Here is a 25823-nt window from a genome sequence, read left to right on the forward strand (position 1 = left end):
TAGAACGCGGTCCATGCCGCGCACGCAAGAATCCGCCGCCGTCGAAACTCTGAGCGAGGAGGCCGCCCAGGCGCGCCATACCGAGCTGTCGCGGGCGATCGAGCGGGCGAACCACCTCTATTACAACGAGGACGCGCCCGAACTCACGGATGCCGAGTACGACGCCCTGCGCCAGGAGCTGGAGGCGATCGAGGCGCGCTTCCCCGCGCTCACCGGCACCACCGAGGCGAGCGCGGGCGTCGGCGCCAAGCCCTCGGAAAAGTTCGCCAAGGTCCGGCACGCCGTACCGATGCTGTCGCTCGGCAACGCCTTCGCCGATGAGGATGTGGAGGAATTCGTCGCCCGCGTGCGCCGCTTCCTCAACCTTTCCGCCGAGGAGCCGGTGGCCTTCACCGCCGAGCCGAAGATCGACGGCCTGTCGCTGTCGCTGCGCTATGAGGCGGGCAAACTCGTTACTGCCGCCACCCGCGGCGACGGTGAGGTTGGCGAGAACGTCACCGCCAATGCGCTGACGGTGGACGACATTCCCGAGCGTCTGTCGGGCGAGGGCATTCCCCAAGTGCTGGAGGTGCGCGGTGAGGTCTATCTCTCGCACGCCGATTTCGCCGCCATCAACGCGCGCCAGGAGGCGGCCGGCAAACCGCTCTTCGCCAACCCGCGCAACGCCGCGGCCGGGTCGCTGCGTCAGCTCGATCCGGCGATCACCGCCTCGCGCCCCCTGCGCTTCTTCGCCTATGCCTGGGGCGAGGTCTCGGAGCCCTTCGCCGACACGCAATCGGCGGTGCTGGAGCGCTTCCGGGGCTGGGGCCTGCCGGTCAATCCGCGGACCAAGCTGTGCCGCTCGGCCGAGGAGATGATCGCGCATTATCGCGCCATCGAGGCGGAGCGGGCCGGCCTCGGCTACGACATCGACGGCGTCGTCTACAAGGTGGACGATCTCGGCTTCCAGCGCCGGCTCGGCTTCGTCAGCCGGGCACCGCGCTGGGCGCTGGCGCACAAATTCGCGGCCCAGGAGGCGATCACCGAACTTCTGGCCATCGACATCAATGTCGGCCGCACCGGCTCGCTCAATCCGCTGGCGCGACTCAAGCCCGTGACCGTCGGCGGTGTCGTGGTCTCGAACGCCACCCTGCACAACGAGGGCTACGTCCAGGGCGTCGGCGCCGACGGCGAGCCGATCCGCGAGGGCCGCGACATCCGCGTCGGTGACACCGTGATCGTGGTGCGCGCGGGCGACGTGATCCCGAAGGTGATGGACGTGGTGCTCGATAAGCGCCCGGCCGACGCCGTTCCTTTCGTCTTCCCCGAGACCTGCCCGGCCTGCGGCAGCCGGGCGGTGCGCGAACTCAACCCGCGCACGAAAAAGATCGACGCGGTCCGCCGCTGCACCGGCGGGCTGATCTGCCCGGCGCAGGGGGTCGAGCGGCTGAAGCACTTCGTCTCCCGCAACGGCTTCGACCTCGAAGGCTTCGGCCAGACCTATATCGAGGTGCTGTTCGAGGCGGGTGTCGTGAAGCAGCCCGCCGACCTGTTCCGCCTGCAATTCGAACCGCTGAAAGCGGCGATCGTCGCCCGGCGCGAGGCGCTCTCGGCCCAGCGCCGGGCCGAGGGCGAAGCGGCGCCGAAGAAGCCGACGAAGAAGAAGGGCGAGGAGGAGGACAAGGCGATCAAGAACCTGCTCGCCTCGCTCGACGCCCGCCGCACGATCCCGCTCAACCGCTTCCTGTTCGCGCTCGGCATTCCGCAGATCGGCGAGTCGACCGCCAAGGCCTTGGCCAAGCGCTTCCCCGATATGCCGGCGCTGATGGCGGCGCTCGACGCGGCGACGAAGGCGCAGGCAGGCCGCGACTGGCTCGAACTCTCGGCGCTCCCCCGGATCGGACCGGGCACCCGCGACCGGCTGTTCGAGACCCTCGACCCGCTGCCGGGCGAGGCGATGCAGGATCTGAGCCTCGGCGCCCGCCTGCGCGGCCGGCTGACAGCCTCCCAGCGCGAGGCGGTGCTGGCCCATTACGGCAGCGAGGCGGAGGCCGACGCGGCCCTGGAGCGGGCCGCCTCGCAGCGGCCGGGCGACGCCTACCGCCTGTTCGCTGACGACGGCGAGATCGGCCCCGTGGCGACGGACTCGCTGATCCAGTTCTTCTCCGAGCCGCACAACGACGCGGCGGTGCGGGCGCTGCTCGAAGAGGTAACCACCGAACCGCTGGCCACCCCCACCACCTCGGCGGCGGCGTTTGCCGGCAAGACGGTGGTGTTCACAGGGACCCTCGAGAAGATGACCCGCAGCGAGGCCAAGGCCACCGCCGAGCGCCTGGGCGCCAAGGTCTCGGGCTCGGTCTCGGCCAAGACCGACCTCGTCGTCGCCGGCCCCGGCGCCGGTTCGAAGCTCAAGGACGCCGAGCGGCACGGGGTGCGCGTGGTCTCGGAGGACGATTGGCTGGCGATGCTGGCCGAGGTGTAAATTCGCGCTGCAGCCTTGACCCCGCGCCTCCCTTAGGCGCAAGCCGTGCCCCGGATCAGCCGGCCGGGCGGCCGCTCCGTCGTCAGACGGGGAGGAAAGTCCGGGCTCCATGGAGAGGCGGTGCCGGATAACCTCCGGCGGGGGCGACCCCAGGGAAAGTGCCACAGAGAGCAGACCGCCTTACCGAGGCTTGTCCTTCGTAAGGTCAGGGTGAAAGGGTGCGGTAAGAGCGCACCGCGGACGCGGCAACGCGGACGGCACGGCAAACCCCACCGGGAGCAAAACCGAATAGGGGCGACACGCCTTTCCCGCGAGGGGAGGGCAGGCCCGCTCTCCAGGCTCGTCGCCCGGGTTGGTTGCTCGAGGCGGCCGGCAACGGCCGTCCCAGAGGAATGGCTGCCACGTCCGTGGGTTCATCTCACGGGCCCTACAGAACCCGGCTTACAGGCCGGCTGATCCACCCGCGTTCCCATGAACGTCTTTCCAACTCCGGCGCAGCGAAGTGATTCCCGGATCTTGCAAAACGCGCCGACGCGAAACGGGCGCAGGGGCATGAATTGGCGGTCGCCTCACTGGAAGACCGCGAGAAACCGTCCGCCTCATTGACGCTCGGTTAACCTTGATGCGGTCAGATCAGGGCAGCCTGCACGGTCAAGCTCGTTGACGCGTTTCGAGGGCCCATGTTACCCCGAGCCATCCCGTTGACGCCCTATTCTGGTTCGGCCGACACTCGCTCAGGTCGCCTCGCGGAACTGCGCGCGCATGGCCACAGCCGTTCGCGGATCGGCGTCGCCACCTCCGAGCGGGCCGCCCGACGGTCCGTCCACTCAGCAGGCTCTCATGACTCCTCCCTCGCCGGATGGCGCCCGAGCTTTCTCCGGATTCCGCGAGAGCGCCGCGGGGCGGGGCCGATGAGCCGGGCGCCGCGCCCGGCGAGGTCCGGGACGTCGAAGGCCGGGGCGCGTTCCGAGACTTCGGCGGCCGAGGCCGTCCGCCACGTTCCCGTTCTCCTGGCCGAGGTTCTCGCCGCGCTCGCCCTCGACCGGCCGGGTCTGGCCGTGGACGGCACCTTCGGTGCCGGCGGCTACACGAGCGCGCTCCTTGAGGCCGCGCCCGAGATCCGAGTAATCGCCATCGACCGCGATCCCAGCGCGATCCGGGCCGGCGCCGGCCTCGTGGATGCCTCCGCCGGCCGCCTGCGGCTGGTTCAGGGCCGCTTCGGGGATCTCGACACCCTGATCACCGATCAGGGCGAGGAGCAGGCCGACTGGGTCGTGCTCGATATCGGCGTGTCGTCGATGCAGCTCGACGAGGCGCATCGCGGCTTCTCGTTCCGCCAGGACGGGCCGCTCGACATGCGCATGGGCGGCGACGGCCCGAGCGCGGCCGATCTCGTGAACGGCGAGGAGGAAAGCACGCTCGCCGACATCCTCTACCATTTCGGCGAGGAGCGCCGCTCGCGCGCGGTGGCCCGCGCGATCGTCGAGGCGCGTCGGCGCGCCCCGATCGAGACGACGGCCCAGCTCGCCGAGCTCATCGCCGGCGTGGTGCGGCCCGAACCCGGTTCCCCGATCCATCCGGCGACCCGCAGCTTCCAGGGCCTGCGGATCGCGGTGAACGACGAACTCGGCGAACTCGTGCGCGGCCTCCACGCCGCCGAGCGGGTGCTCAAGCCCGGCGGCCGGCTCGCCGTAGTGACCTTTCATTCGCTGGAAGACCGCATCGTGAAGCAGTTCTTCTCCGCCCGCAGCGGACGGGCGGCGCAGGCCTCCCGCCATCTGCCGGGCGTCGAGCGGCCGGCACCCAAGAGCTTCCAGCTCGTGACCAAGGGGCCGGTCCTGCCCTCGGAGGCGGAGACCGTCGTCAACCCGCGGGCGCGCTCGGCCAAGCTGCGCGCCGCGGAGCGGACCGACGCGCCTGCGCCGCCGCCGCTGAGCGCCATCGAAACGCTGGCGAGCCTGCCGGCGCAACAAGGACGGGGGGCACGGCGGTGATCCGGCTTCTCAACGTGCTGGCGATCGTCGGCCTGATCGGCTCGGCGGTCTACGCCTACTCGATCAAGTACGATACGCTCTACCAGGCGGGGCAGGTCTCCAAGCTGAAGACCGCCCTGCACAAGGAGCGGCAGGCCATCGCCGTGCTGCGCGCCGAGTGGCAGCTCCTGACCCGGCCCGACCGGCTCCAGGCGGCGGTCGAGCGGCATCTCACCCTCGAGCCCATCGGCGACGGGCATCTCGCCCGCCTCACCGACCTGCCGAACCGGCCCGACCGGGGCGACGAGATCGGTCGCCTCCTCGCCTCCACGGCGACCCCGACGGTGACGCCGAAGGACAAGCCGGCAGGCGTTCGCGACGAGCCGCGCACCACCGGCTCGGTCACCACCCGCACCGTCTCCACCCGCCCGCCGGCGGTTTCGAGGTAGCGTCCCCGTGTCTCACGATCCGTCGCAAGATCCTTCGCGCGATCCCCTGCCTGCTCTGTCGCATGATCCTTCCCAGGAGGGATCGGACGCGTTCGCGCAGGATATGACCCAGCCGGCGCCGGATCCGATTCCGGAGCGCGTCGTGACGAGCGAGCCGCCGGCTTCGGCGCTCACGCGCATCGCGCGGATGATGTTCCGCCTCGCGATCGAACGCTCCCACGCCCGCGTGGCCCTGGTCGGTCTCGCCTTCGCGGCGGTGTTCACGACGATCGGCGTACGGCTGATCGTGATCGCGGCCACGCCCGCCAACAACAGCGACGAGCACCGGGTGGCGGCGGCGGCCACCACGGCGATCCGCCCGGACATCATCGACCGCAACGGCGAGATCCTGGCCACAGACATCCGCACCGTCTCGGTCTTCGCCGAGCCGAAGCGGATGGCGCGCACCTTCGACACCGACGAGGCGGTCGAACTCCTCACCGCGGTGCTGCCCGAGCTGAACGCAGCGGAGTTGCGCGCCAAGCTGTCCTCGAAGAAGGGCTTCGTCTGGATCAAGCGCGAGATCACGCCGAAGCAGCAGCTCGAAGTCCACCGCCTCGGCATCCCGGGCGTCGGCTTCCTGCCCGACCACAAGCGCGTCTACCCGAACGGCGTCGCGGCAGCGCACATCATCGGTGCGACCAACCTCGACAATATCGGCATCGCCGGCATCGAGAAGTACATCGACAACCGCGGCAACAAGGCGCTTAACGAGTTCGGCCTCATCGCCAAGCAGACCGACCTCTCGCCGATCCAGCTCTCTCTCGACCTGCGCGCTCAGTTCGCCTTGCGCGACGAGCTCGTGAAGGGCGTGGAGAAGTTCAGGGCCAAAGCCGGCGCCTCGATGATCCTCGACGTGACCACGGGCGAGGTCGTCGCGCTCGCCTCCTATCCGGATTTCGACCCCAATGAGCCGAAGGACGCGCTCGCCGACGACCGCATCAACCGGATGAATGTCGGCGTCTACGAGATGGGTTCGACCTTCAAGGCGATGACGCTCGCCATGGCGCTCGATTCCGGCAAGTACAACGTCAACTCGACCTTCGACACCCGCGGCGGCGTGATGCACTGGGGCCGCCAGAAGATCCACGACTATCACGCCACCGGCCGCGTGCTGACCATGCCGGAGGTGTTCACCCACTCCTCCAACATCGGCTCGGCCAAGATGGCGCTCGGCGTCGGCGTGCCCGGCCACCGCGCCTTCCTGAAGAAGATGGGCCTGCTCGACCGGATGCGGACCGAGCTGCCGGAATCGGCCACGCCGATCCTTCCGCCGCGCTGGGCCGAGATCAACACCATCACCATCGCCTTCGGCCACGGCATCGCGGTAGCGCCGATCCAGGCGGCGGCGGCGGTGGCGGCGATCGTCAACGGCGGCGACCTGATGACACCGACCTTCCTCAAGACCGACGAGCCGACCGCGCGGGCCAAGGCCAGCCACGTGCTGAAACCCGAGGCCAGCGAGGCGATGCGCTTCATCATGCGCCTCAACGCCACCGAGGGCTCGGCCAAGAAGGCCTCGATCCCACTCTACTACGTCGGCGGCAAGACCGGCACGGCGGAGAAGGTCATCAACGGGCGCTACGTCAAGAACCGCCTGTTCACGACCTTCATGGCGGCCGCCCCCATGGACAAGCCGAAATACCTCTTCCTGACGATCATGGACGAGCCGCAGGGCCTGCCCGAGAACGGCGGTTACGCCACAGCGGCCTACAATTCGGGCACGGTGACGGGCAAGATCATCGAGCGGGCCGCGCCGATCCTCGGGCTCGCGCCGCGCTTCGACCCGCCGGTTAAGCCGTTCCCGCTGATGGTGAAGCTCGGCGCCTACCACGCGACCATGGTGGACGGGCAGTGACAGTGTCCTGTACCCCGTCGGCCTGACCCGCACGGACCCTTCCGAGGTTTTGTCCCGATGAGCCAGCCGACGCTTGGCGACCTGTTCCCGGAGGCGGATGCGGCGATTGCCGCCCGCCCCGTCGCCGGCCTCACCGCCGACAGCCGCCGGGTCGTGCCCGGCGGCGTGTTCGTGGCGGTACCCGGCAATGCCGCCGACGGCCGGCTCTTCGCCGCCGCCGCCGCCGGAGCCGGCGCGATCGCCGTGGCCGGGGAGGGGACGCGCCCGGACGACCTGCCCGATGCGACGGCCTGGATCGAAGTGGCGGAGGCCCGTCGCGCCCTGGCGCTTGCCGCCGCCCGCCTGTCTGGGCGCCAGCCGGAGACGGTGGTGGCGGTGACCGGCACCAGCGGCAAGAGTTCGGTCGCCGACTTCGTGCGCCAGATCCTGTCGCGGCTCGGCCGAGATGCGGCGAGCCTCGGCACCGTCGGCATCGTCACGAACCGAGGCGCGGAATACGGCTCGCTGACGACGCCCGATCCCGTGACGCTGCACGAGACCCTGGCACGGCTGGCGGATGAGGGCATCACCGATCTCGCCATGGAGGCCTCGTCGCACGGCATCGAGCAGCGCCGCCTCGACGGGGTGGAACTCACGGCCGCCGCCTTCACCAATCTCGGCCGCGACCACCTCGACTATCATCCGACGATCGAGGACTATCTCGAAGCCAAGCTCCGGCTGTTCACGACACTGCTGCCGAAGGGACGCCCGGCCATCGTCAACGCCGACGGCGCCTATGCCGAGCGCGTGATCGGCACGGCCGACGCCGCCGGGCACACGATCCTCACCACGGGGCGCAACGGCGACTTCATCCGCCTGATGGAAGCCGGCACGGAAGGCTTCTCACAGAGCCTGACGCTCGCCCATGACGGCAATGAATATCGGGTTCGCCTGCCGCTCGTCGGCGGCTTCCAGGTCGAGAACGCGCTGGTCGCGGCCGGCCTCGCCCTGGCGACACCGGCGGGTGCTGCCGATCCGGCCGGCGTCTTCGCCGCGCTCGAAGGGCTCACCGGCGTACCGGGCCGCATGGAACGGATCGGCGAGGCGAACGGGGGCCTCTGCCTCGTCGATTATGCCCACAAGCCGGAGGCGCTGGAACACGTGCTCACGGCACTGCGCCCTTTCGCCAGCGCGCGCCTCGTCGTGGTGTTCGGCTGCGGCGGCAACCGTGACGCCGGCAAGCGGCCGATCATGGGCTCCATCGCCGAACGCCTCGCCGACCGGGTCATCGTCACCGACGACAATCCCCGCAACGAGGAGCCCGCCGCGATCCGCGCCGCCATCCTCGCCGCGGCGCCGGGGGCGGAGGAGATCGGCGACCGGGCCGAGGCGATCCGCGCCGGCGTGCGAGCACTGGGCGCCGGCGACGTGCTGGTGGTGGCCGGCAAAGGTCATGAAACCGGCCAGATCGTCGGGCCACGGGTGCTCCCGTTCTCGGATCACGACACCCTGCGCGCCGCGATCGCGGAGTTGAACGGATGAGCGACGCTCCCCTCTGGACCCCCGCGGCCCTCGAAGCAGCCACCGGCGGGCGCCTGATCGGCACGCCGCGCGCCGTCACGGGCGCCTCGATCGACACCCGCAGCCTGGAGCCCGGAGACCTGTTCTTCGCCATCCGCGGCGAGGCGCGAGACGGGCACGACTTCGTGCCGGCCGCCCTCGGGAAGGGCGCTGGCGCCGCGGTGGTCACGGCCGGGCGCGCAGAAGAATTCGAGGGCGCCGGCCCGGTGCTCGCCGTGCCGGGGGAGGGCGACGATCCGGTGCTGGAGGCGATGCGCCGCCTCGGCCTCGCCGCCCGCGCCCGCACCGAGGCGGCGATCGTCGCGGTAACCGGCTCCGTCGGCAAGACCGGCACCAAGGAGGCTTTGCGCCACGTGCTCTCGGCGCAAGGCGCCACGCACGCCTCGGTCGCCTCCTACAACAACCATTGGGGCGTTCCGCTGACGCTGGCGCGGATGCCGGAAGACAGCCGCTTCGGTGTGTTCGAGATCGGCATGAACCACGGCGCCGAGATCCTGCCGCTCACCGCCATGGTGCGGCCGGACGTGGCGCTGATCACCACGGTCGAGCCGGTGCATATCGAGCATTTCCGCTCGCTGTCCGCCATCGCCGACGCCAAGGGCGAGATCTTTTCGGGGTTGAAGCCGGGCGGCGTCGCGGTGATCAACCGCGACAACCCGAACTACGAGCGATTGCTCGCCCACGCTCATGCCTCGCGGGCCGGGCGCGTCGTCACCTTCGGCGAGCACGCTTCGGCGGATGTGTGCGCCCACCGCATCCTGCTCCGGCCCGATGTCTCGGTGGTCGATGCCACGGTGATGGGCGTCCCCGTGACCTACCAGCTCGGCACGCCGGGCCGGCACGTCGCGATGAACTCGCTCGGCGTGCTGGCCTGCATCCACGCGCTCGGCGCCGACCTCGCCCGCGCCGCCCTGTCGCTGGCGAGCCTCAAGCCGCCGGTCGGGCGCGGCGAGCGCACGGCGCTGCGGATCGAGGACGGAGAGGCCTTCCTGATCGACGAGAGCTACAACGCCAACCCGGCCTCGATCCGCGCCGCCCTGGCAACGCTCGCCGGCATCGACACCGGGCCCAAGGGCCGGCGCATCGCCGTGCTCGGCGACATGAAGGAACTCGGCGCCGCCGGCGAGGCGCTGCACCGCGAACTGGCGGACGCGGTCGCCGCGAACGGCATCGATCGCGTCTTCGCCGTCGGCCCGCTCATGGCGCATCTGTTCGAGGCGCTCCCGATGCCGGTGCGAGGCACCGCCGGCCTCACCGCGGAGGATGTCACCGACGCCGTTCTCGCGACCCTGCGGCCGGGCGATGCGGTGATGGTGAAGGGTTCCAACTCCATGCGCATGGTTCGCATTGTCGAAGCGGTCAAAGCCCGCTACGCGGTCGCCCCGGACCCGCGCGAAGTCGCACTGAACGCGGGTCGATAAGCCTCATCCACCGGCCAGGCCCTCGCGCCCGGCCGTTTCAGCCGGCCGCGCTCCGTGCGCGGCGCCGGGCACGCCGAACAACGACTTGCCGCGGGCGGACGAACGCATGCTCTATCTGCTGTCGGAACTGAGCGGCACGCTCACGCCCCTCAACGTGTTCCGCTACATCACCTTCCGTACCGGTGGCGCGCTGTTCACGGCCGGCTTCTTCGTGTTCTGGTTCGGGCCCTGGATCATCTCGCTTCTGCGCCTGCGCCAGGGCAAGGGCCAGCCGATCCGCGAGGACGGCCCGGCGACGCACCTGACCAAGCGCGGCACGCCGACCATGGGCGGCCTGATGATCCTGGCCGGCGCCGTGGTCTCGATCCTGCTGTGGACCAACCCGCACAACCACTATGTCTGGGTGACGCTGGCCGTGACCCTCGGCTTCGGCGCGATCGGCTTCTACGACGACTACCTCAAGGTGACGAAGCAGTCGCATAAGGGGTTTTCCGGCCGCTTCCGGCTTTTGCTCGAATTCGCGATCGCGGGCGCCGCCTGCCTGCTGATCTCGATCTACTCGCCGCCCGCACTGCAGAACCAGCTCGCCTTCCCGGTCCTCAAGGACACGCTGCTGAACCTCGGCTGGTTCTGGGTGCCGTTCGCCGCATTCGTGATCGTCGGCGCCGGCAACGCGGTCAACATCACCGATGGTCTCGACGGTCTGGCCATCGTGCCGGTGATGATCGCCTGCGCCACCTTCGGCGTGATCGCCTACCTCGTCGGCAACGTCATCTATGCCGGCTACCTGCAGGTGAACTACGTGCGCGACACCGGCGAACTTGCCGTGGTCTGCGGCGCGGTGATCGGCGCGGGGCTCGGCTTCCTCTGGTTCAATGCGCCGCCGGCGCAGATCTTTATGGGCGACACCGGCTCACTCGCGCTCGGCGGCCTGCTCGGCTCGATCGCGGTTGCGGCCAAGCACGAGATCGTGCTGGCCATCGTCGGCGGCCTGTTTGTGCTGGAGATCATGTCGGTGATCATCCAGGTGCTGTCGTTCAAGCTCACGGGCAAACGCGTCTTCCGCATGGCGCCGATCCATCACCATTTCGAGCAGAAGGGCTGGAAGGAGCCGCAGGTCGTGATCCGGTTCTGGATCATCGCCGTCATCCTGGCGCTGGTCGGCCTCGCCACGCTGAAGCTGCGCTGAGCCGGGACGAGAGACACAGACCATGACGCCAGCCACCACCTTCGCCGGCCGGAAGGTCGCCCTGTTCGGCCTCGGCGGGTCCGGTCTCGCGACCGTCCGCTCGCTGCTCGCGGGCGGCGCCGACGTGCTGGCCTGGGACGACAACGCGGGCAGCCGCGACCGCGCCCGCGAACAGGGCATCACCGTCACCGATCTCAAGGCGGCCGACTGGTCGGGCTTCGAAGCCCTGGTGCTCGCACCCGGCGTGCCGCTGACCCATCCTGAGCCGCACTGGACCGTGGGGCTGGCCCGCGGGGCCGGCGTCGAGATCATCGGCGATATCGAGATCTTCTGCCGCGAGCGCGCGGCGCTGGCGCCGGAGGCGCCGTTCGTGGCCATCACCGGCACCAACGGCAAATCCACCACCACGGCACTCACCGCCCACCTGCTGCGCCATGCCGGCCGCGACGTGCAGATGGGTGGCAATATCGGCACCGCGATCCTGTCTCTGGAGGCTCCGGCCGCGAACCGCGTCCACGTGGTCGAACTGTCCTCGTTCCAGATCGACCTGACGCCTTCGCTCAAGCCAAGCGTCGGCATTCTGCTGAACTTGACGCCGGACCATCTCGACCGTCACGGCACCATGGAGAACTACGCCGCCATCAAGGAGCGGCTGGTGGCCGGCGCCGACCTCGCGGTAATCGGCGTGGACGATCCGTATTGCGCCGCCATCGCCGAGCGCCGCGCGGGCGCGCGCATCCGCCTCCATGTCGAGGGCCACGGTGACGAGGCCGGCGACTATGTCGGCGCGGACGGCAGGGTGCGCGGGCCCGACGGCGCCGTGATCGCCGAAGTCTCCGGCATCCAGGCGCTGCTCGGCGACCACAATCTCCAGAATGCCGCCGCCGCGGTCGCCGCCGCGATCCGGCTCGGCCTCACCGGGGCGGAGATCGCGGCGGGGCTCAAGAGCTTTCCCGGCCTCGCCCACCGGATGGAACCCCTGCGCCGCATCGGCGCGACGCTGTTCGTCAACGATTCCAAGGCGACGAACGCCGATTCCACCGAGAAGGCGCTGCTGGCCTTCCGCGACATCCACTGGATCGTCGGCGGCAAGGCGAAGGAGGGCGGTATCGAGCCGCTGGCGCCGCTGTTCGACCGCGTGACTCACGCCTATCTGATCGGCGCATCGAGCGACGCCTTCGCCGCGACGCTGGACGGGCGCCTGCCCTTCACCCGTTGCGACACGCTCGAGGCCGCGACGGCGGCGGCGGCGAAGGCTGCCCGCGCATCGGGAACGGAGGCGCCCGTCGTGCTGCTGTCGCCGGCCTGCGCCTCCTACGACCAGTTCCCGAATTTCGAGGTCCGCGGCGACCGGTTTCGCGCGCTTGTCGCGGCGCTGCCGGAAGCCGGCGTGGAGTAATTCCGCCACCGGTTGATCGCCCCAGGTTTCTCCCGCCGTCATTGCGAGCGGAACGAAACCGATCGGGGGTCGCGTCTTATACCAAATCCGGTTGATCCCTTCGGGATGGCGGATTTGGCCGGCGCTCAAGCGCCGCGCGGGCTGGCCGATCCGCTCCCCGCTTGAATCGAGCGGAGACCGTCTCAGGCGCTCTTTCCAATCGGCCGCGCCTCGACCGAAGGTTCGGCGGCCTTGGCCTCGGATGCGGTGTCCGTCGGACGCCCCTTGCCGACCGTGCGGCGGGCGCGGAAGACGGGTCGCGCCTCCGCTTCCCTGCGCTTGAGCATGGTGCGGAACTCGTCACGCCGCTCGTGGATCGAGGCGATGACGTGGCCCATCGGCACGCCGACATCGACCAACACGGCTTCCGAGAGCTGCAGCGAGGCCTCGATCGTCTCCGGCACCGCGTCATCGACGCCCATCTCGTAGAGCTGCGTGGCGTGGCGCGCGTCGCGGGCGCGGGCGACGATCGTCAGGTCCGGCCGCTCGGCGCGGGCAGCCTGCACCACAGCCTCCACCGCGCGGGGATTGTCGAGGGTGACGACCAGGGCGCGGGCGGTGGCGATGTCGCAGCGGCGCAGCATCTCCGTGTTGGCCGAGTCCCCGAAATAGACAGGGCTGCCGAGGCGGCGCTGTTCGGCGACGCGGGCGGGGTCCGAGTCGAGGGCGAGGTAGGGGATGGCGTGGCGCTTGAGCATCTCGCCGACCAGCCGCCCGACCCGGCCATAGCCCGCCACGATCACCCGGTTCTGCTGAGGGTCCGGCACCGGCTCGGCCCTTGCCCGGCCGAGCGCTTCCCTAGACACCTGCTTTCCGACCCGGCGGCCCAGAGCCGCAAGGCCGGGGATCGCGATCATGGTCACGGAGGTGACGATGAGGGCCGCGCCGCCCACCGGCTCCGGCACGAGGCCGGCGACCATGGCGCCACCGATCAGCACGAAGGCGAACTCGCCGCCGGGGCCGATCAGCAGCGCCGTCTCTAGGGCGACCGCGCGGGAGATTCCCATCACACGGGCGCCCGCCAGCACCACCGCGCCCTTGATCAGGAGCAGCCCGAGCGACAGGCCGAGAATGGCGCCGGGCGCGGCGACGAGTTGGGCCGGGTCGAGGTTCATGCCGACCGAGACGAAGAACACACCGAGCAGGAGGCCCTTGAACGGGTCGATCGTCGCCTCGATTGCCCGGCGATACTCGGTCTCGGCCAGCAACAGGCCGGCGACGAAGGCGCCGAGCGTCATCGACAGGCCGCTGCCGGCCGCCACCAACGCGGTGGCCACGATGACGAGCAGGCAGGCGGCCATGAACAGTTCGGGCGAGCGGGTGCGCGCCACGAGGTGGAAGAGCGGTCGCAGGGCCACGCGCCCGGCCACCACGATCACCGCCAGGGCGATCGCCGCCTGACCGAGGGCGACGGCGAGCGCGCCGCCGAGATCGCCGCCGTCCTTCCGGCCCAGTACGGCGATGGCGAACAAGATCGGGGCGACCGCCAAATCCTGGAACAGCAGGATCGCGAAGCTGGTGCGCCCGGCCGGCGTGCCGAGCCGCTTCTGCTCGGCGAGCACCGGCAGCACGACGGCCGTGGAAGAAAGCGCGAGCGCGAGCCCGACCAGCACCGCCCCGGCGACCGGCTGGGCGAGCGCGACGAGGATCGCGGCGATGATGCTCGCGGAGGCTGCCACTTGGATCACGCCGAGGCCGAACACGAGGCGGCGCAGCACCCGCAGGCGCTCCCAGGACAACTCGATCCCGATCATGAACATCAGGAAGATAACGCCGAACTCGGCCAGATGCGCGATTTCCGACCGGTTGCCGATGGTGAAGGGCGCCAGCCACGGATGCGCGTCGGCGAAGCGGCCGAGGCCGAAGGGTCCGAGCAGCGCGCCGGCGCCGAGAAAGCCCAGCACCGGTGAGATCCGCAGGCGGTGGAACAGCGGCACGACGATGCCGGCGGTCACGAGAAAGAGGATCGCCTCCCGGTAGCCGCCCGCAAAGGCGCCCGCATGCGCGCCAGCTTGCGCGGCAATCTGGGCTCCGGCCTGCACGGGGTCGGTCATCGGGCGTGTACGCTGGTGCTGGAAGAAGAAGACGGCGGCCCGGCGCCTTGCAGCCTCGATGCCGCCAGGGGGAACCGAACCGCATCATGGGCGGCGAGCCGGTCGGGGAGCAATCGTTTTCCGCGACCGCGCGCGGTTTTCGCGTTGCCGCTTCGGCCGTGGCGGTCAGGCTATCCAGCCATCCACCGCTCATCGCTTCAGTCGGCACGACTTCGGCACAATACGCCCTTACGCTCAGGTAACGCGATGTTAGGAGGCGGTTAGGCTATCCAGCCATCCACCGCTTATCGCTTCAGTCGGCACAACTTCGGCACAATACGCGCTTACGCTCGGGTAACGCGTTGTTAGGAGGTGGTGGGTTCGCCGCCTCCGAAGGCACGCAGCAGTCCAAGAAGCGCATGAATTTCTTCCGCAGACAGCCTCCGAACCGGGACGTGCAGCGCGAGCGGCGCGACTGGGTGCTCGACCAGCAACGGTGGAAGCACGAGCGCGACATCGAGCGCGGCTACCGCATCAAGTGGGGCTACGTCGCCATCGCCTACCTCGTCGAATTCATGGTGATCGGCGCCTCGCTGTGGGGCGCGTGGCTGTTCGCGGGCTATTACAGCGACGGCGACGAACGGGCGTTCTACTTCATGCTGCTGGCGCCGCTGGTCTACGCCGCGGTGGAGCTGTGCCGCGTGCCGCTCGGCATCCTGGCACGCACGCAGCGCTCGTGGTTCGTGAAGGGGCTCGCGATCATCGGCATCATCTTCGCCGCGGGCGTGACCACGAAGTCGGTGTCGCAGCTCGGCGAGATGATGTTTCATCCCCGCCTGATGGATGCGGCCAAGGCCAAGACCGCGCTCAAGGACGCACAGGCCGACCGCGACAGCATCGATACCCGGATTGCCGCCGCCAATGCCCGCGTCGAGCAATACACGAATGAGCTGGAACAGATCGAACGGCGCTCGGCCGAGAACGCCTCTCAGCTCGCCGGCCTCCCGGCGCAGCGCTGCGAGCGCGTCACCGGCACCAACAGCCGCGGCATGCGCTACTCGAACCTGAAATGCGTCACCGATCCGCGCACCGCGACCCTCAACGCCGCGGTGGCCAAGGCGGGCACCGATCGCAGCGCCATCGTCAAGGAGCTGGAGGAGGCGCGCAAGGCGCGGGGGCTCCTCGACCGGGGTGCGGCCGACCGCAAGGTCGCCGATGCCGAGCAGGCCTACCGCAACGCGGTCAACCGCTCGCAGCTCCACTCCTTCACCGCCATGGTCTACGGCGTCGATCCGATCGAGGTGAGCGACGCGCAGGTTCACGCCTTCCTGCGCATCTTCGTGTTCGTGCCGGCCCTCTGCGCGGCCTTCGCCTCGACGATCCTGGCGCTCTCGGCCGTTTCGGTGCGCCGGACCTTCATGGACGAGGACGACCTTGGCGCTGCCGTGAACCCGGAGGCCACGCCTTACCTGCTCGCCTCCATCGCCGAGGGCGTGCGCCAGGAGATGGCCCTGGCGCAGCCGAGACCGGTCACGCGCGACGCCTCGGTGATCCCGCTGGAGCGACGCACCGCGCCCGTGGTGCCGCCGCCTCCGCCGCCCGCCAACACCTCCGGCAACGCCCCGACCGGCGTGACCGCGTAAAGCCCCGCAAGTCGAGCGCCCGGCCATGAGCATCCACACCGAGGGCACGCACGAGAACATCGTGCTCGCGCAACACGTCAACGGCCGCCTGCGGGCGGAGGCGCGGATGCATTTCGCCCGCGCCTTCCTGCTGCGAGCGATCGGCGCCGGCGCGTTCTCGGCGCTCGCCGGGATCGGCATCGGTGCGGCCTGCTACGGCTACGCCTACATGAACCAGTTCGACTCGGCCGCCGAGAAGATCGCCGGCGCGATGCAGGCGGCGCTCGCAGACGTGACACTGAAGACCAAGGGTGAGGTGACGCTGACCGACAACACTCTGAAGCTCGAAGGGCTACCGACCCAGAAGGCCAGCGGCGTGCCGACACCGACCAAGGCTCAGCTCGGTGCCGACGCCGTCCCGGCCTCGCAGGCGCCGGTGAACACGACCTTCACGGTGTTCAAGCAGGTGCCCTATCTCGATGGGCAGATCGTGACCGGCTGGAACTTCAAGGCCAACGAGGAGCGGCCGTTCCAGCAATATTGCTACTTCTCCCGCCGCTCGAATGAGACGAAGGGACAGGTCGAAATCAAGATCGACCTCGCCATGGACGGCAAGACCCTGCCGCAGCCTCAGAAATCGGACGTGAACCTCGGGATTCTCGCCACCAACTGCGTGTGGCACGACGGGAAGACACTGTAGACAGGGACCCCTCGAACCGGCCGCCCGACCGGTTGCCGATCCGCTTCGCGCCGGGTTACTGCGGGCGATCCCCATGCCGACGCGAGACCCCATGCGCTTCACCGGAACCGAGTCCTACGTCGCGCCGCCCGATCTCACCACGGCGGTCAACGCCGCGATCGTGCTGGAGCGCCCGCTGCTGGTGAAGGGCGAGCCCGGCACCGGCAAGACGGTGCTGGCGGAGGAAATCGCCCGCGGACTCGGCGCGCCGCTGCTGACCTGGAACATCAAGTCCACGACCAAGGCGCAGCAGGGCCTCTACGAGTACGACGCGGTCTCGCGGCTGCGCGACTCGCAGCTCGGTGATCCGCGGGTCTCGGACATCGCCAACTACATCCGCCGCGGCAAGCTATGGGAGGCATTCACGGCCCCGCAGCGGCCGGTGCTGCTGATCGACGAGATCGACAAGGCGGATATCGAGTTCCCCAACGACCTGCTGACAGAACTCGACCGGATGGAGTTCCACGTCTACGAGACCGGCGAGACGGTCCGCGCGGAAAACCGCCCCATCGTCATCATCACCTCGAACAACGAGAAGGAACTGCCGGACGCCTTCCTGCGCCGCTGCTTCTTCCACTACATCAAATTTCCGGACGCCGAGACGCTGCAACGCATCGTCGAGGTGCATTATCCGGGCATCAAGCACCGCCTCGTCGAGGAGGCCTTGCGGGTGTTCCTCGAGACCCGCGAGGTGCCCGGCCTCAAGAAGAAGCCCTCCACCTCGGAGCTGCTCGACTGGCTCAAGCTCCTCGTCACCGAGGACGTTCAGCCCGAGACCCTGCGCGAGCGCGACGGCTGCAAACTGATCCCACCGCTGCACGGCGCGCTGCTCAAGAACGAGCAGGACGTCGGCCTGTTCGAGAAGCTCGCCTTCATGATGCGGCGCGAGGGCAGGGGCGGCTGAGTGTCTCTCACGAAACTCCCGCTGCACGGTCCTCGCCAGAGCAAGAACGGTCGATAACCGGGAGTTTCATGAGGCACTCTGAGCCGCCCCGACCGCGGCCGGTCAGTTCGTCCGGCGGGAGAGCGACACGGCGTAGGCCGGAGAGCGAACCGCGAACATCGGGTCGTCGGCCGGGCCGGCGATCCCCTCCGGCAGTTCCACCACTGGGTCGAAGGTGCGCGCGTCGCAGGTGGCGTCCGGCTCGATCGCCGTGACCGCGAGGGTGCCGAGCGTCTCGGTCTTGCGCTGCTCCTCGGGCCACTGGACGGTCGAGTCGTTCGTCAGGTCGCCCGGCTCGGCTAGGATCGCGACGAGATCGAACCGGGCCGGCCCGCGGCCCAGGCGCTCCTTCAACTCGTCGGCGTAGAAGCTGTCGGGCTTGGCCTTCAGCTCGTCGTCGCTGAGGCCGGCCTTGTCGGCGGACACGAATTTCAGCTTCGCCGTCTTGGTCTCACCCTTCGCATTGGTCAGCGTGTAGGCGTGGACGCCCCAGTAATCGACGCCCGCGAAGCTCGCCGGCACCGGCCGCGCGTTGAGCCAGGCTGCCTGCCGCGTCGTCTCCGGATTGGCTGCCACGAACGCCTTGACCTTCTCGGCATCCGGCTTGCCGTCCGGCCCCGGTGCGCGGGCCTGGAGGGCCGCGAGGAGTTGCTCGGGCGTGCGCGTCGAGAAGACCGGCGCGGAGATCACAACGAACACCATGTCGCCGGCGGGATCGTTCATCCGCATGGCGAAACCGCGGGTGACCGGCTTGACCTTGTCGGAGACTTTCGGGTTGCTGCCGCCCATGGAGAAGCGGGCCGTCACCGGCGCTGCCTTCTGGAATTGGGGTGCCTTGGAGAGGGCGGCGGCGCCGGGCGCGGGCGTGAACTCGCCCTTGAGGCAGACGCCCTTGGCGCCGCTCGCGCGCACACCCGTATGGTTGCCGCCAGCGGCGAACATCCCGGCGACGATGGCGGCCGGATCGGCCTCCTCGGCAACGGCCGGGCCTAGAAGACAGCCGATGGCAGCGGTGCAACTGAGGAGCATGCGAAACCGGATCATGGAACACTCTCTCAGTTTAGAATCGCGCCAGGCAAAAGGCCCCTCTTCATGAGTTGCGCGCAACTCTTTTGCAAGCGCGATGTCCGTCACGGTGTCGTCATTCGTTGATTGATCTCCGATGGTGCGAACCGCGCGATCCCGCGGTGACGATCGGCGGCGGCGCCCCATGTAAGGGCGCGTCGTCCACCCGCGTGATGCCCCCATGCAGACAAAAAAGCTCGGCCGCACCGGCCTCGACATCTCGCCGCTCTGCCTCGGCTGCATGACCTACGGCGTGCCGGAGCGGGGACCGCATCCATGGACGATGCGAGAGGAGGAGAGCCGACCGCTGATCAAGCGGGCGCTCGATCTCGGGATCAACTTCTTCGACACCGCGAACTACTATTCCGACGGCACCTCCGAGGAGATCGTCGGCCGCGCACTCAGGGACTATGCCGACCGTGACAGCATCGTGCTCGCGACCAAGGTCTACTATCCGCTGAAGAATCGGCCCAATGCCGGTGGCCTCTCGCGCAAGGCGATTTTTTCCGCGATCGACGCCTCGCTCAAACGGCTCGGCACCGACTACGTCGACCTCTACCAGATCCACCGCTGGGACTACGCCACGCCGATCGAGGTGACGCTGGAGGCGCTCCACGACGTCGTGAAGGCGGGCAAGGCCCGGTATATCGGCGCGTCCTCGATGTTCGCGTGGCAGTTCGCGAAGGCACTCTACACCGCCGACCTCAACGGCTGGACGCGGTTTGCCACCATGCAGAACCACCTCAACCTGCTCCACCGCGAGGAGGAGCGCGAGATGATCCCGCTCTGCGCCGACCAGGGTATCCCGCTGCTGCCCTGGAGCCCGCTCGCCCGCGGCCGGCTCACCCGCGACTTCGACGCGGGTAGCGCCCGGCAGGAGAGCGATCTCGTCGGCAAGAAGCTCTACGACGCCACCGTCGAGGCCGACCGCGAGGTGGTCGAGGCGGTGGCCGAGGTGGCGCGGAACCGCGGCGTTCCGCGGGCGCAGGTGGCGCTTGCCTGGGTGATCCAGCGGCCGGGCGTGGCCGCGCCGATCATCGGCGCCTCGAAGCCGGGTCATCTCGACGATGCGGCGGCTGCCCTCGACCTCGCGCTGACGCCGGACGAGATCGCCCGACTCGAAGCCCCTTACGTCCCGCATGCCGTGGTCGGTTTCCAATGATGCGCCGCCTGCTCCTCCTGCGCCACGCCAAATCCGCCTATCCGCAGGGCGTGGGCGATATCGACCGACCGCTCAATCCCCGCGGGCGCGAGGCCGCGCCGCTGATGGGCGCCTACATCGCCCGCGAATCCCTGGCACCCGATCACGTCATGGTGTCGCCGGCCCGGCGCACGCAGGAGACCTGGGAGGCGGCGCGGGGCGAGCTGACCGAGACACCGATGGAGACGGTGCCCTCGATCTACGAGGCGCCCGCTTCCCGCATCCTCGACGCGATCCGCTCCGCCCCGGCGGAGGCGCAGACTCTGCTCGTCATCGGCCACAATCCCGGCCTCGGCGATCTCGCTCTCCGGCTCGTCGGGGAGGGGCCGAAGGAGCTGAGAAACGACCTTCGCGAAAAATTCCCGACCGCGGCGCTCGCCGTGCTGGAATTCGACGCGGTGGGCTGGGAGGACATCGCGCCCGGCACCGGGCGTCTTCTGCGGTTCGTGCGCCCGCGCCAGCTCGCGGCGGAGATGGACGACGATTGAGCGGTTTCCATCGGCTTCAGCGAACCCTTCGCCGCCTCGCATCGTTCCCTGACGAGAACGGCCGAGCTGACACCGCGTAAGGGAAGACCGGCGTGCTCCTCGAAACGCTCCTCGCCCTGACGGCTCTGATGCCGCGGATCGAACCTGCGCTCGACGCGGCGCGGGCGCGCCTGCCGGCTCTGCCGCGTTCGGCCGAGGCGGCGCCGACACCGCCGCCGAGCTTCAGCCAAGTGGCGCGGGCCGTCTCCAACTGGCGCGAACAGGCCGGCGAGAACCTTGCGCCGGGCACGCTGGCCCTCGTCGTCCGGCACGCGGCGAGCGAGCCCGGCTTCGTCGCTCGCTGCGTGCGGCTCAACAATTACTGGTGCATCAAGCAGGCAGGCTGGAGCGGCGAACTCGGCGGTGACGCGGAGGGCCATACCGGCTTCGCCACCGCCGCGGACGGGGCGGATGCGGCCGCCCAGCTCTTGCGCCGCTACCAGCGCGACTACGGACGGCGCTCGGCGCTCGCCATCGTGCGCCGCTGGGCACCCGCCGAGTGCGGCGCACCCCGCGTCGCGGCAGCGGCGCCGATCGCAGGCCAGCCGCGGCGTCCGGCCCGGCAGGCGGCGGCCGTCTCGACCACGATCGCACCGCAAGGCATCGGCGGCACGCTGCGCGCCCGCTTCCTGGCGCGGCACGGGCGGGGCGGGGTCGCGCGCGCGGCGCCCGCCGCCACGGCGGGCTTGCGGGTGCAACCCTGGTCGGCCCGCGCGCGCCTCGCCGGGCATCCCGGCCGCGCGTCCCGGGCCGGGACGCGACCGGCCGTCCCCCTGCCGAAGCCGGCCGCCGACATCGCGACGGGCCTGAGCGGGACGTCCTCGCCAAGCGCCGTGGCGATGCCGAAGATCATGCAAGGCGCAGGCCCCCGGTCTCCGACGCCGCCGGTTGCCGCAATCCGCTCGTCCGTCGCCTTGGGCGCGGTCAACCCCGCCGCGCTGCTGGCGCCCGACCGGCTATCGGCGGAGGCGGCGGCGCTGCCCTCGATCGCCGCCTCGCTGCCGAAGGGCAGCCTGCTCGATCTGAGCCTTCCGGCCCCGGTCTGCGCCAGCGACGAGACGCGCATCCGCAACTACGCGGCGCGGATCGCAGGCAGCGTCGGCCTCAAGCCCGACGACGACCTTCGCCTGTTCCGCGAGGACGGCCGTCCAACCGGCAACCTCCTGCCGGTGATGCTGGCGATGTCCTCGGTCGAACTCGGCACGCTGCACGCCTCGAAGGCGCTGGTCAGTGCGGCGATCGACCGGCTGGAGGCGCGTCTCTCCGGTACCGCATCCACGGAGGCGAGGCCGAACTCCGCACTCTGATACGGTCTCCGCTTGATCGGAGCGGGGAGCGTACCGCTCAGCCCGCGCGGCGCCTGAGCGACGGCCAAGTCCGCCATCCCGAAGGGATCAGTCGGACATGGTATGAAGCATCGCCTCTTCCGAAAGACGGCTGATCCACCGGCAGCGGAGAAGCACTACTCCCAAGGAGGCAGATGATCGTCGTCCTCCCGCTGGTATGGTCGCGGCCACGTCTTCCGGGAGCTTGACGGAGACCGGCCGAAACTCCGGCCACCACATTCCCGGCGACGCGATGACTCTCCTGCTCGTTTGACGAAGGCAGGCGTGCCTCATCGGAAGCCCGATCGTCGGAAGCGCCCGGTTCGAGCCCGGCGGCGCGGCGGGAATCCGGTGAGGCATGCCCGGCGGATCGCGTATCCGCCACCCTCGCCGACGAGCCGCACGGCCAGACGAGGATCGGGATGTCCTGCATCGACGGCGAGGCTGGTTTCCGGGCGATCGAGCCTCATCCCGGATCCGTGACCCTGGATGGGACGCGAGCGGCCCGGCGCACCGCGCCGGATGCAAGCAGGGACAGGCGACAGGCCGTGCCGCCCGGAACGCTGTCGCCGGAGGAGTTGCAGGACGTCTTCCGGCACCAGCTCGATGCCGTGTGCCGTGTCGTGGAGGAGCAGCTCCGCACTCTCACCCTGACCTTCACGGCCGCGCGGCCTCCGTTGACCGAGCCCCAGCCCTCGCTGGCGCCGCCGGCGGCGGATCGCGGGGCGCTGCGGCCTCTCACCGACGGCGAGGCCGAGATCTGGCTCGCCGCGCAATTCGGGGCGGATGCCAACGCCGCGATGACCGAGATCGTCACCCTCCGGCTCGATGGCCCTCTCGACGCAGCGCGCCTGCTGGACGCCGTGCGCGCGGTGCCCGGTCGGCACGGCGCCCTGCGCAGCCGCTTTTCCCCGAGCGGCGAGAGCGTGCGGGTCGATCCCGCGGGCGAGGTCCCGGTCCGTTGGGAAGATTTCTCGCGCGAGGCCGAGCCGGAGGCCGCGCTCGGCGCCGAGCTTCACGCGCTGGCCGGCCTGTCGTTCGATCCCGTCGCCGGCCCGGTGGCGCGGGCCGACCTCGTCCGCCTCGGCGAGCGGCATCACGTCCTCGTCCTCTCGGCCCACCACATCGCCTGCGACGGCTGGTCCTTCGCCGTCCTGGCCGACGAGATCGCGAGCGCCTACCGCTCCGGTCCCGAGCAACGGGCGCCGGTCGAAAGGGCCGATGGCTGCCTCGCCTCGGAGGCGGAGCGGGCGCTGGCCTATTGGGCCGGGCTCCATGCGCGCCCGCCCGAGCCGCTCGACCTTCCGACCGATCATCCGCGGCCGAAGCTGCGCGGCTTTGCCGGCGATACACGCCGTGTCGCCCTGCCGCCGGCGCTCGTCGCCGGGTTGAGAGCCCTCGCGGCCGGGCAGGGGCAGACGCTGACCGCCACGCTGCTCGCGGCTTTCCAGGTGCTGCTCGCCCGGCTCTCGGGGCAGGACGACCTCGTGGTCGGCGTGCCCGCGGCGGGGCAACCGCGCCGCGGCGAGCCCGGACTCGTCGGCCACCATGCCGACCTCCTGCCGCTGCGGGCCCGGCTCGACCCCGCCGAGCTCTTCGCCGCCCATCTCGCCCGCACCAGCACGGCGCTCGCCGAGGCCGCCGCCCACGCCGACTGTACCCTCGGGCGACTGCTGCGCCACCTCGACCGGTCGCACGATCCGGCGCGCCCGCCGCTGGCGCAGGTTCAGTTCAATTTCCAGCGCTTCCCCGACGCCCTCGATTTCGGGCCGGGCCTGCACGGAGCGCTCGCGCCGGCCCCGAAACGGTTCTCGACCTTCGAACTGACGTTCAGCCTGAGTGAGACGGCCGATGGACTGACCGTCGATGCCACCTACAACCGCGCCCTGTTCGAGCCCGCCACGATCGATCGCTGGATCGGCCACTATCTCACCCTGCTCGGGCATCTCGCCCGCGATTCCGAGCAGCCGATCGGGCGGGTTGCTCTGCTCGATCCGGTCGAGCGCCAGACCATGCTGGTGGCCTGGAACGCGACCGAGACGGCGCACCCGCTCGATGTCGGGGCGATGCGCGCCTTCCGGCTCCACGCCCGGCGCGCCCCGGACCGGATCGCGATCCGCTTCGGCGAGGAGCGTGTGTCCTACGGTGCCCTCGACCGCTGGGCCGACCGGATCGTCGCCGCCTTGTTCGACAGCGCGCTGCCCGAGGGGGCCCGCGTCGGCCTCCTCATGCGCCGCTCGCCCGGACTCGTCACGGCGATGCTCGGCGCGCTGCGCGCCGGCATTCCCTACGTCCCCCTCGACCCGGCATTGCCGCCCGCCTGACCTGACCGGCTGGCTTTGGACCGGGCTGATTTAGAGATCAGCCGGAACTGAAGGAGTCGGCCATGCAGCAAGGTCAGAAGACGAGCGCGGAGCAGGTCGTGCTGAAGCTGCGCCAGATCGAGGTGCAGACAGCCCAGGGCAAGAGTTTGGCGTTGGCGTGCAAGGAGGCAGAGATCTCGGAGCAGAGCTATTACCGCTGGCGCAAGGAGTACGGCGGCCTGGAGACGGATCAGGTCCGGCGGATGAAGGATTTGGAGGTCGAGAACCAGCGGCTGCGCAAGGCGATTGCCGACCTCACGCTCGACAAGTTGATCCTGCAGGAGGCGCCTCGGGAAACTTCTTCTCTATTCGGGGTTCATCGGTCAATTTCCCCGCGTGCTCATCCTTATCCAGTGCGTGAACGGTCCTGCGGAGTTCTTGCTTCTCTCCGAGGTCGGCGCGTACCGCCTCATGATGGGATCAGAGGGAGTGGGCGGAGCCATCTAAGCCGCGCGCTCGGCAGAACCGACGCTCGAGTTTCCTCGGTCTCACCCGCTCCCGTCGTCCCCGCAGGGACCTCCTCCACGCCGGAGGAGCTCGATGTTACGTAGTGGCGTCGGTGGACCTCAGGCCGCTGTCGTGGCCGCAGCCGACCAACGGAAGTCCGTCCCGTCGCGCCACATGCGGTGCAACACGATCGCCAGCTTGCGGGCAACGGCCACGAGGGCCTTCTGCATGCCCCGGCGCTTGGCGACGGCCAACCCCCACACCTTCAGCCCTGACCACCGGCCGCGTGAGCCGGTCAGCAGCACGAGCGCGGCCTCGTAGAGTGCGGCGCGCATCATCCGATCGCCGCACTTCGAGATCCGCCCGACCCGCATCGTCTCGCCGGACTGGTAGAGCCGCGGCGTCAGACCGTAATGCGCCCCGACGCACTGCGAACGTCCAAACCGGGCCGGGTTGTCGACGCAGGTGCGGTAGGTCAACGCCACGACCGGCCCCACTCCGGGCGCGGTCATCAATCGCCGGCAGACCGGGTCGGTGCGGACCTGGTCCAGCAGCATCTTGTGCAGCTTGGCGAGTTTGGGTCCGAAGCGCCGCGCGCGCCTCCAGCAGCGGTAGGACCACGGCGGCGACGAAGGGCAGATTGAGCACGAGGTCGCGCACGCGCTGCTCGAAGCCCACCGCCCCGACGACGCCGACCTTGAGGCCGAAGTTGCGCAGCTGGCCGCGCTGGTCGCTCTCGATGTCGTAGGCCTTGCGCTGCAGGAGCTTGCGCGAGGTCAGGAGTAGGCGGCGCTGCTGGCTGGCCGGTGTCTTGACGTGAACCGGCTTGAACGGCCCGACCCGCATCATCTGCGCGATGCCCAGGGCGTCGTTGCGGTCGGTCTTGTTGATGCGCGCCGAGAGGGCGGCGTGCATGTGACGGGTCTCGACGCAGATCGCCAGCAGCCCGACCTCGACCAAGCCGGCGTAGAGCCACGGCGAGAGCGGTCCCGCCTCCAGGCCGACCCGCGCGTAGGCATGGCCGAGATCGATCAGATGCCGGCCGATCACCTCGGGGTGGCTCTCGACAGTGGCGCGGTGCACGACCTTGCCGTGGGTATCGACGACGCAAATCGCTGTCTCCTTCACGGAGACATCGAGGCCGACGTGGTGCTGCTGGTCCATGGCGGG

At 69.8% G+C, this 25823-nt stretch carries 17 protein-coding genes, 1 other RNA gene and 2 pseudogenes; 17 read left to right on the forward strand and 3 right to left on the reverse strand.

Going from position 1 to position 25823, the window contains the following annotated elements; genetic code table 11:
• The first annotated feature begins 13 nt into the window (after nt 1-13).
• From ligA to murD, 9 genes are all read left to right on the forward strand, one after another.
• Nucleotides 14-2461 (forward strand): NAD-dependent DNA ligase LigA, encoded by a 2448-nt coding sequence (gene ligA, locus MFF24_RS08525; RefSeq protein WP_238223919.1) that lies wholly within the window; start codon nt 14-16, stop codon nt 2459-2461.
• Between the two features lie 55 nt (nt 2462-2516).
• Nucleotides 2517-2921: RNase P RNA component class A (rnpB, locus tag MFF24_RS08530), an RNA gene on the forward strand.
• 451 nt (nt 2922-3372) lie between these two features.
• Nucleotides 3373-4455, forward strand: a complete 1083-nt coding sequence (gene rsmH / locus MFF24_RS08535; RefSeq protein ID WP_238223926.1) for a 16S rRNA (cytosine(1402)-N(4))-methyltransferase RsmH — start codon at nt 3373-3375, stop codon at nt 4453-4455.
• On the forward strand, nt 4452-4883 hold the full coding sequence (gene ftsL / locus MFF24_RS08540) for a cell division protein FtsL (protein WP_231344660.1): 432 nt from the start codon (nt 4452-4454) through the stop codon (nt 4881-4883). Before rsmH ends, ftsL begins: the two co-directional genes overlap by 4 nt.
• 7 nt (nt 4884-4890) lie before the next feature.
• Nucleotides 4891-6780, forward strand: a complete 1890-nt coding sequence (locus tag MFF24_RS08545) for a peptidoglycan D,D-transpeptidase FtsI family protein (protein ID WP_238223928.1) — start codon at nt 4891-4893, stop codon at nt 6778-6780.
• Between the two features lie 57 nt (nt 6781-6837).
• Nucleotides 6838-8301 carry a UDP-N-acetylmuramoyl-L-alanyl-D-glutamate--2,6-diaminopimelate ligase gene (locus MFF24_RS08550; protein ID WP_238223929.1) on the forward strand — a complete coding sequence of 488 codons (1464 nt, stop codon included), beginning with the start codon at nt 6838-6840 and terminating at the stop codon, nt 8299-8301.
• Nucleotides 8298-9761, forward strand: a complete 1464-nt coding sequence (locus tag MFF24_RS08555; protein ID WP_238223931.1) for a UDP-N-acetylmuramoylalanyl-D-glutamyl-2,6-diaminopimelate--D-alanyl-D-alanine ligase — start codon at nt 8298-8300, stop codon at nt 9759-9761. Before MFF24_RS08550 ends, MFF24_RS08555 begins: the two co-directional genes overlap by 4 nt.
• A 106-nt stretch (nt 9762-9867) precedes the next feature.
• Entirely contained in the window at nt 9868-10950 is a 1083-nt protein-coding gene (gene mraY / locus MFF24_RS08560) for a phospho-N-acetylmuramoyl-pentapeptide-transferase (protein WP_238223933.1), read from the forward strand.
• A gap of 22 nt (nt 10951-10972) precedes the next feature.
• Nucleotides 10973-12349, forward strand: coding sequence for a UDP-N-acetylmuramoyl-L-alanine--D-glutamate ligase (gene murD, locus MFF24_RS08565; RefSeq protein ID WP_238223934.1), 1377 nt, complete (start codon nt 10973-10975; stop codon nt 12347-12349).
• 182 nt (nt 12350-12531) lie between these two features.
• Here murD and MFF24_RS08570 read toward each other — a convergent pair whose 3' ends face one another.
• Nucleotides 12532-14442: a cation:proton antiporter domain-containing protein gene (locus MFF24_RS08570; RefSeq protein ID WP_238223936.1), complete on the reverse strand. Its 1911-nt coding sequence runs from the start codon at nt 14440-14442 to the stop codon at nt 12532-12534.
• A gap of 398 nt (nt 14443-14840) precedes the next feature.
• On the opposite strand from MFF24_RS08570, the gene MFF24_RS08575 reads away from it, so the two are divergent.
• From MFF24_RS08575 to MFF24_RS08585, 3 genes are all read left to right on the forward strand, one after another.
• On the forward strand, nt 14841-16064 hold the full coding sequence (locus MFF24_RS08575; protein WP_238223937.1) for an ATPase: 1224 nt from the start codon (nt 14841-14843) through the stop codon (nt 16062-16064).
• A 25-nt stretch (nt 16065-16089) separates the two neighbouring features.
• Nucleotides 16090-16743, forward strand: a complete 654-nt coding sequence (locus MFF24_RS08580; protein ID WP_238223938.1) for a glycoside hydrolase family 25 domain-containing protein — start codon at nt 16090-16092, stop codon at nt 16741-16743.
• 91 nt (nt 16744-16834) lie between these two features.
• Complete coding sequence (locus MFF24_RS08585) at nt 16835-17686, forward strand: AAA family ATPase (protein ID WP_238223939.1); 852 nt, start codon at nt 16835-16837, stop codon at nt 17684-17686.
• 102 nt (nt 17687-17788) lie between these two features.
• On the opposite strand, the gene MFF24_RS08590 is transcribed toward MFF24_RS08585, so the two are convergent.
• Nucleotides 17789-18769 (reverse strand): catalase family peroxidase, encoded by a 981-nt coding sequence (locus tag MFF24_RS08590; RefSeq protein ID WP_238223940.1) that lies wholly within the window; start codon nt 18767-18769, stop codon nt 17789-17791.
• 202 nt (nt 18770-18971) lie between these two features.
• Here MFF24_RS08590 and MFF24_RS08595 point away from each other — a divergent pair, with 202 nt between their 5' ends.
• The 5 genes and pseudogenes from MFF24_RS08595 to MFF24_RS08615 form a co-directional block, all read left to right on the forward strand.
• Nucleotides 18972-19952: an aldo/keto reductase gene (locus MFF24_RS08595; RefSeq protein ID WP_238223941.1), complete on the forward strand. Its 981-nt coding sequence runs from the start codon at nt 18972-18974 to the stop codon at nt 19950-19952.
• On the forward strand, nt 19949-20479 hold the full coding sequence (locus MFF24_RS08600) for a SixA phosphatase family protein (protein WP_238223942.1): 531 nt from the start codon (nt 19949-19951) through the stop codon (nt 20477-20479). The genes MFF24_RS08595 and MFF24_RS08600 overlap by 4 nt, the downstream gene beginning before the upstream one ends.
• A gap of 92 nt (nt 20480-20571) precedes the next feature.
• Nucleotides 20572-21825 carry a hypothetical protein gene (locus MFF24_RS08605; RefSeq protein ID WP_238223944.1) on the forward strand — a complete coding sequence of 418 codons (1254 nt, stop codon included), beginning with the start codon at nt 20572-20574 and terminating at the stop codon, nt 21823-21825.
• Nucleotides 21826-22265: 440 nt separating this feature from the next.
• Nucleotides 22266-24167 carry a condensation domain-containing protein gene (locus tag MFF24_RS08610; protein ID WP_238223946.1) on the forward strand — a complete coding sequence of 634 codons (1902 nt, stop codon included), beginning with the start codon at nt 22266-22268 and terminating at the stop codon, nt 24165-24167.
• A gap of 62 nt (nt 24168-24229) precedes the next feature.
• Nucleotides 24230-24490: pseudogene (locus tag MFF24_RS08615) on the forward strand (transposase); the annotation flags it as partial.
• Between the two features lie 282 nt (nt 24491-24772).
• Here the strand turns inward: MFF24_RS08615 and MFF24_RS08620 are convergent.
• Nucleotides 24773-25817 (reverse strand): annotated as a pseudogene (locus MFF24_RS08620) (IS110 family RNA-guided transposase).
• Nucleotides 25818-25823 lie beyond the last annotated feature (6 nt).

Source organism: Methylorubrum aminovorans (assembly GCF_022179725.1).
Classification (GTDB): domain Bacteria; phylum Pseudomonadota; class Alphaproteobacteria; order Rhizobiales; family Beijerinckiaceae; genus Methylobacterium; species Methylobacterium aminovorans.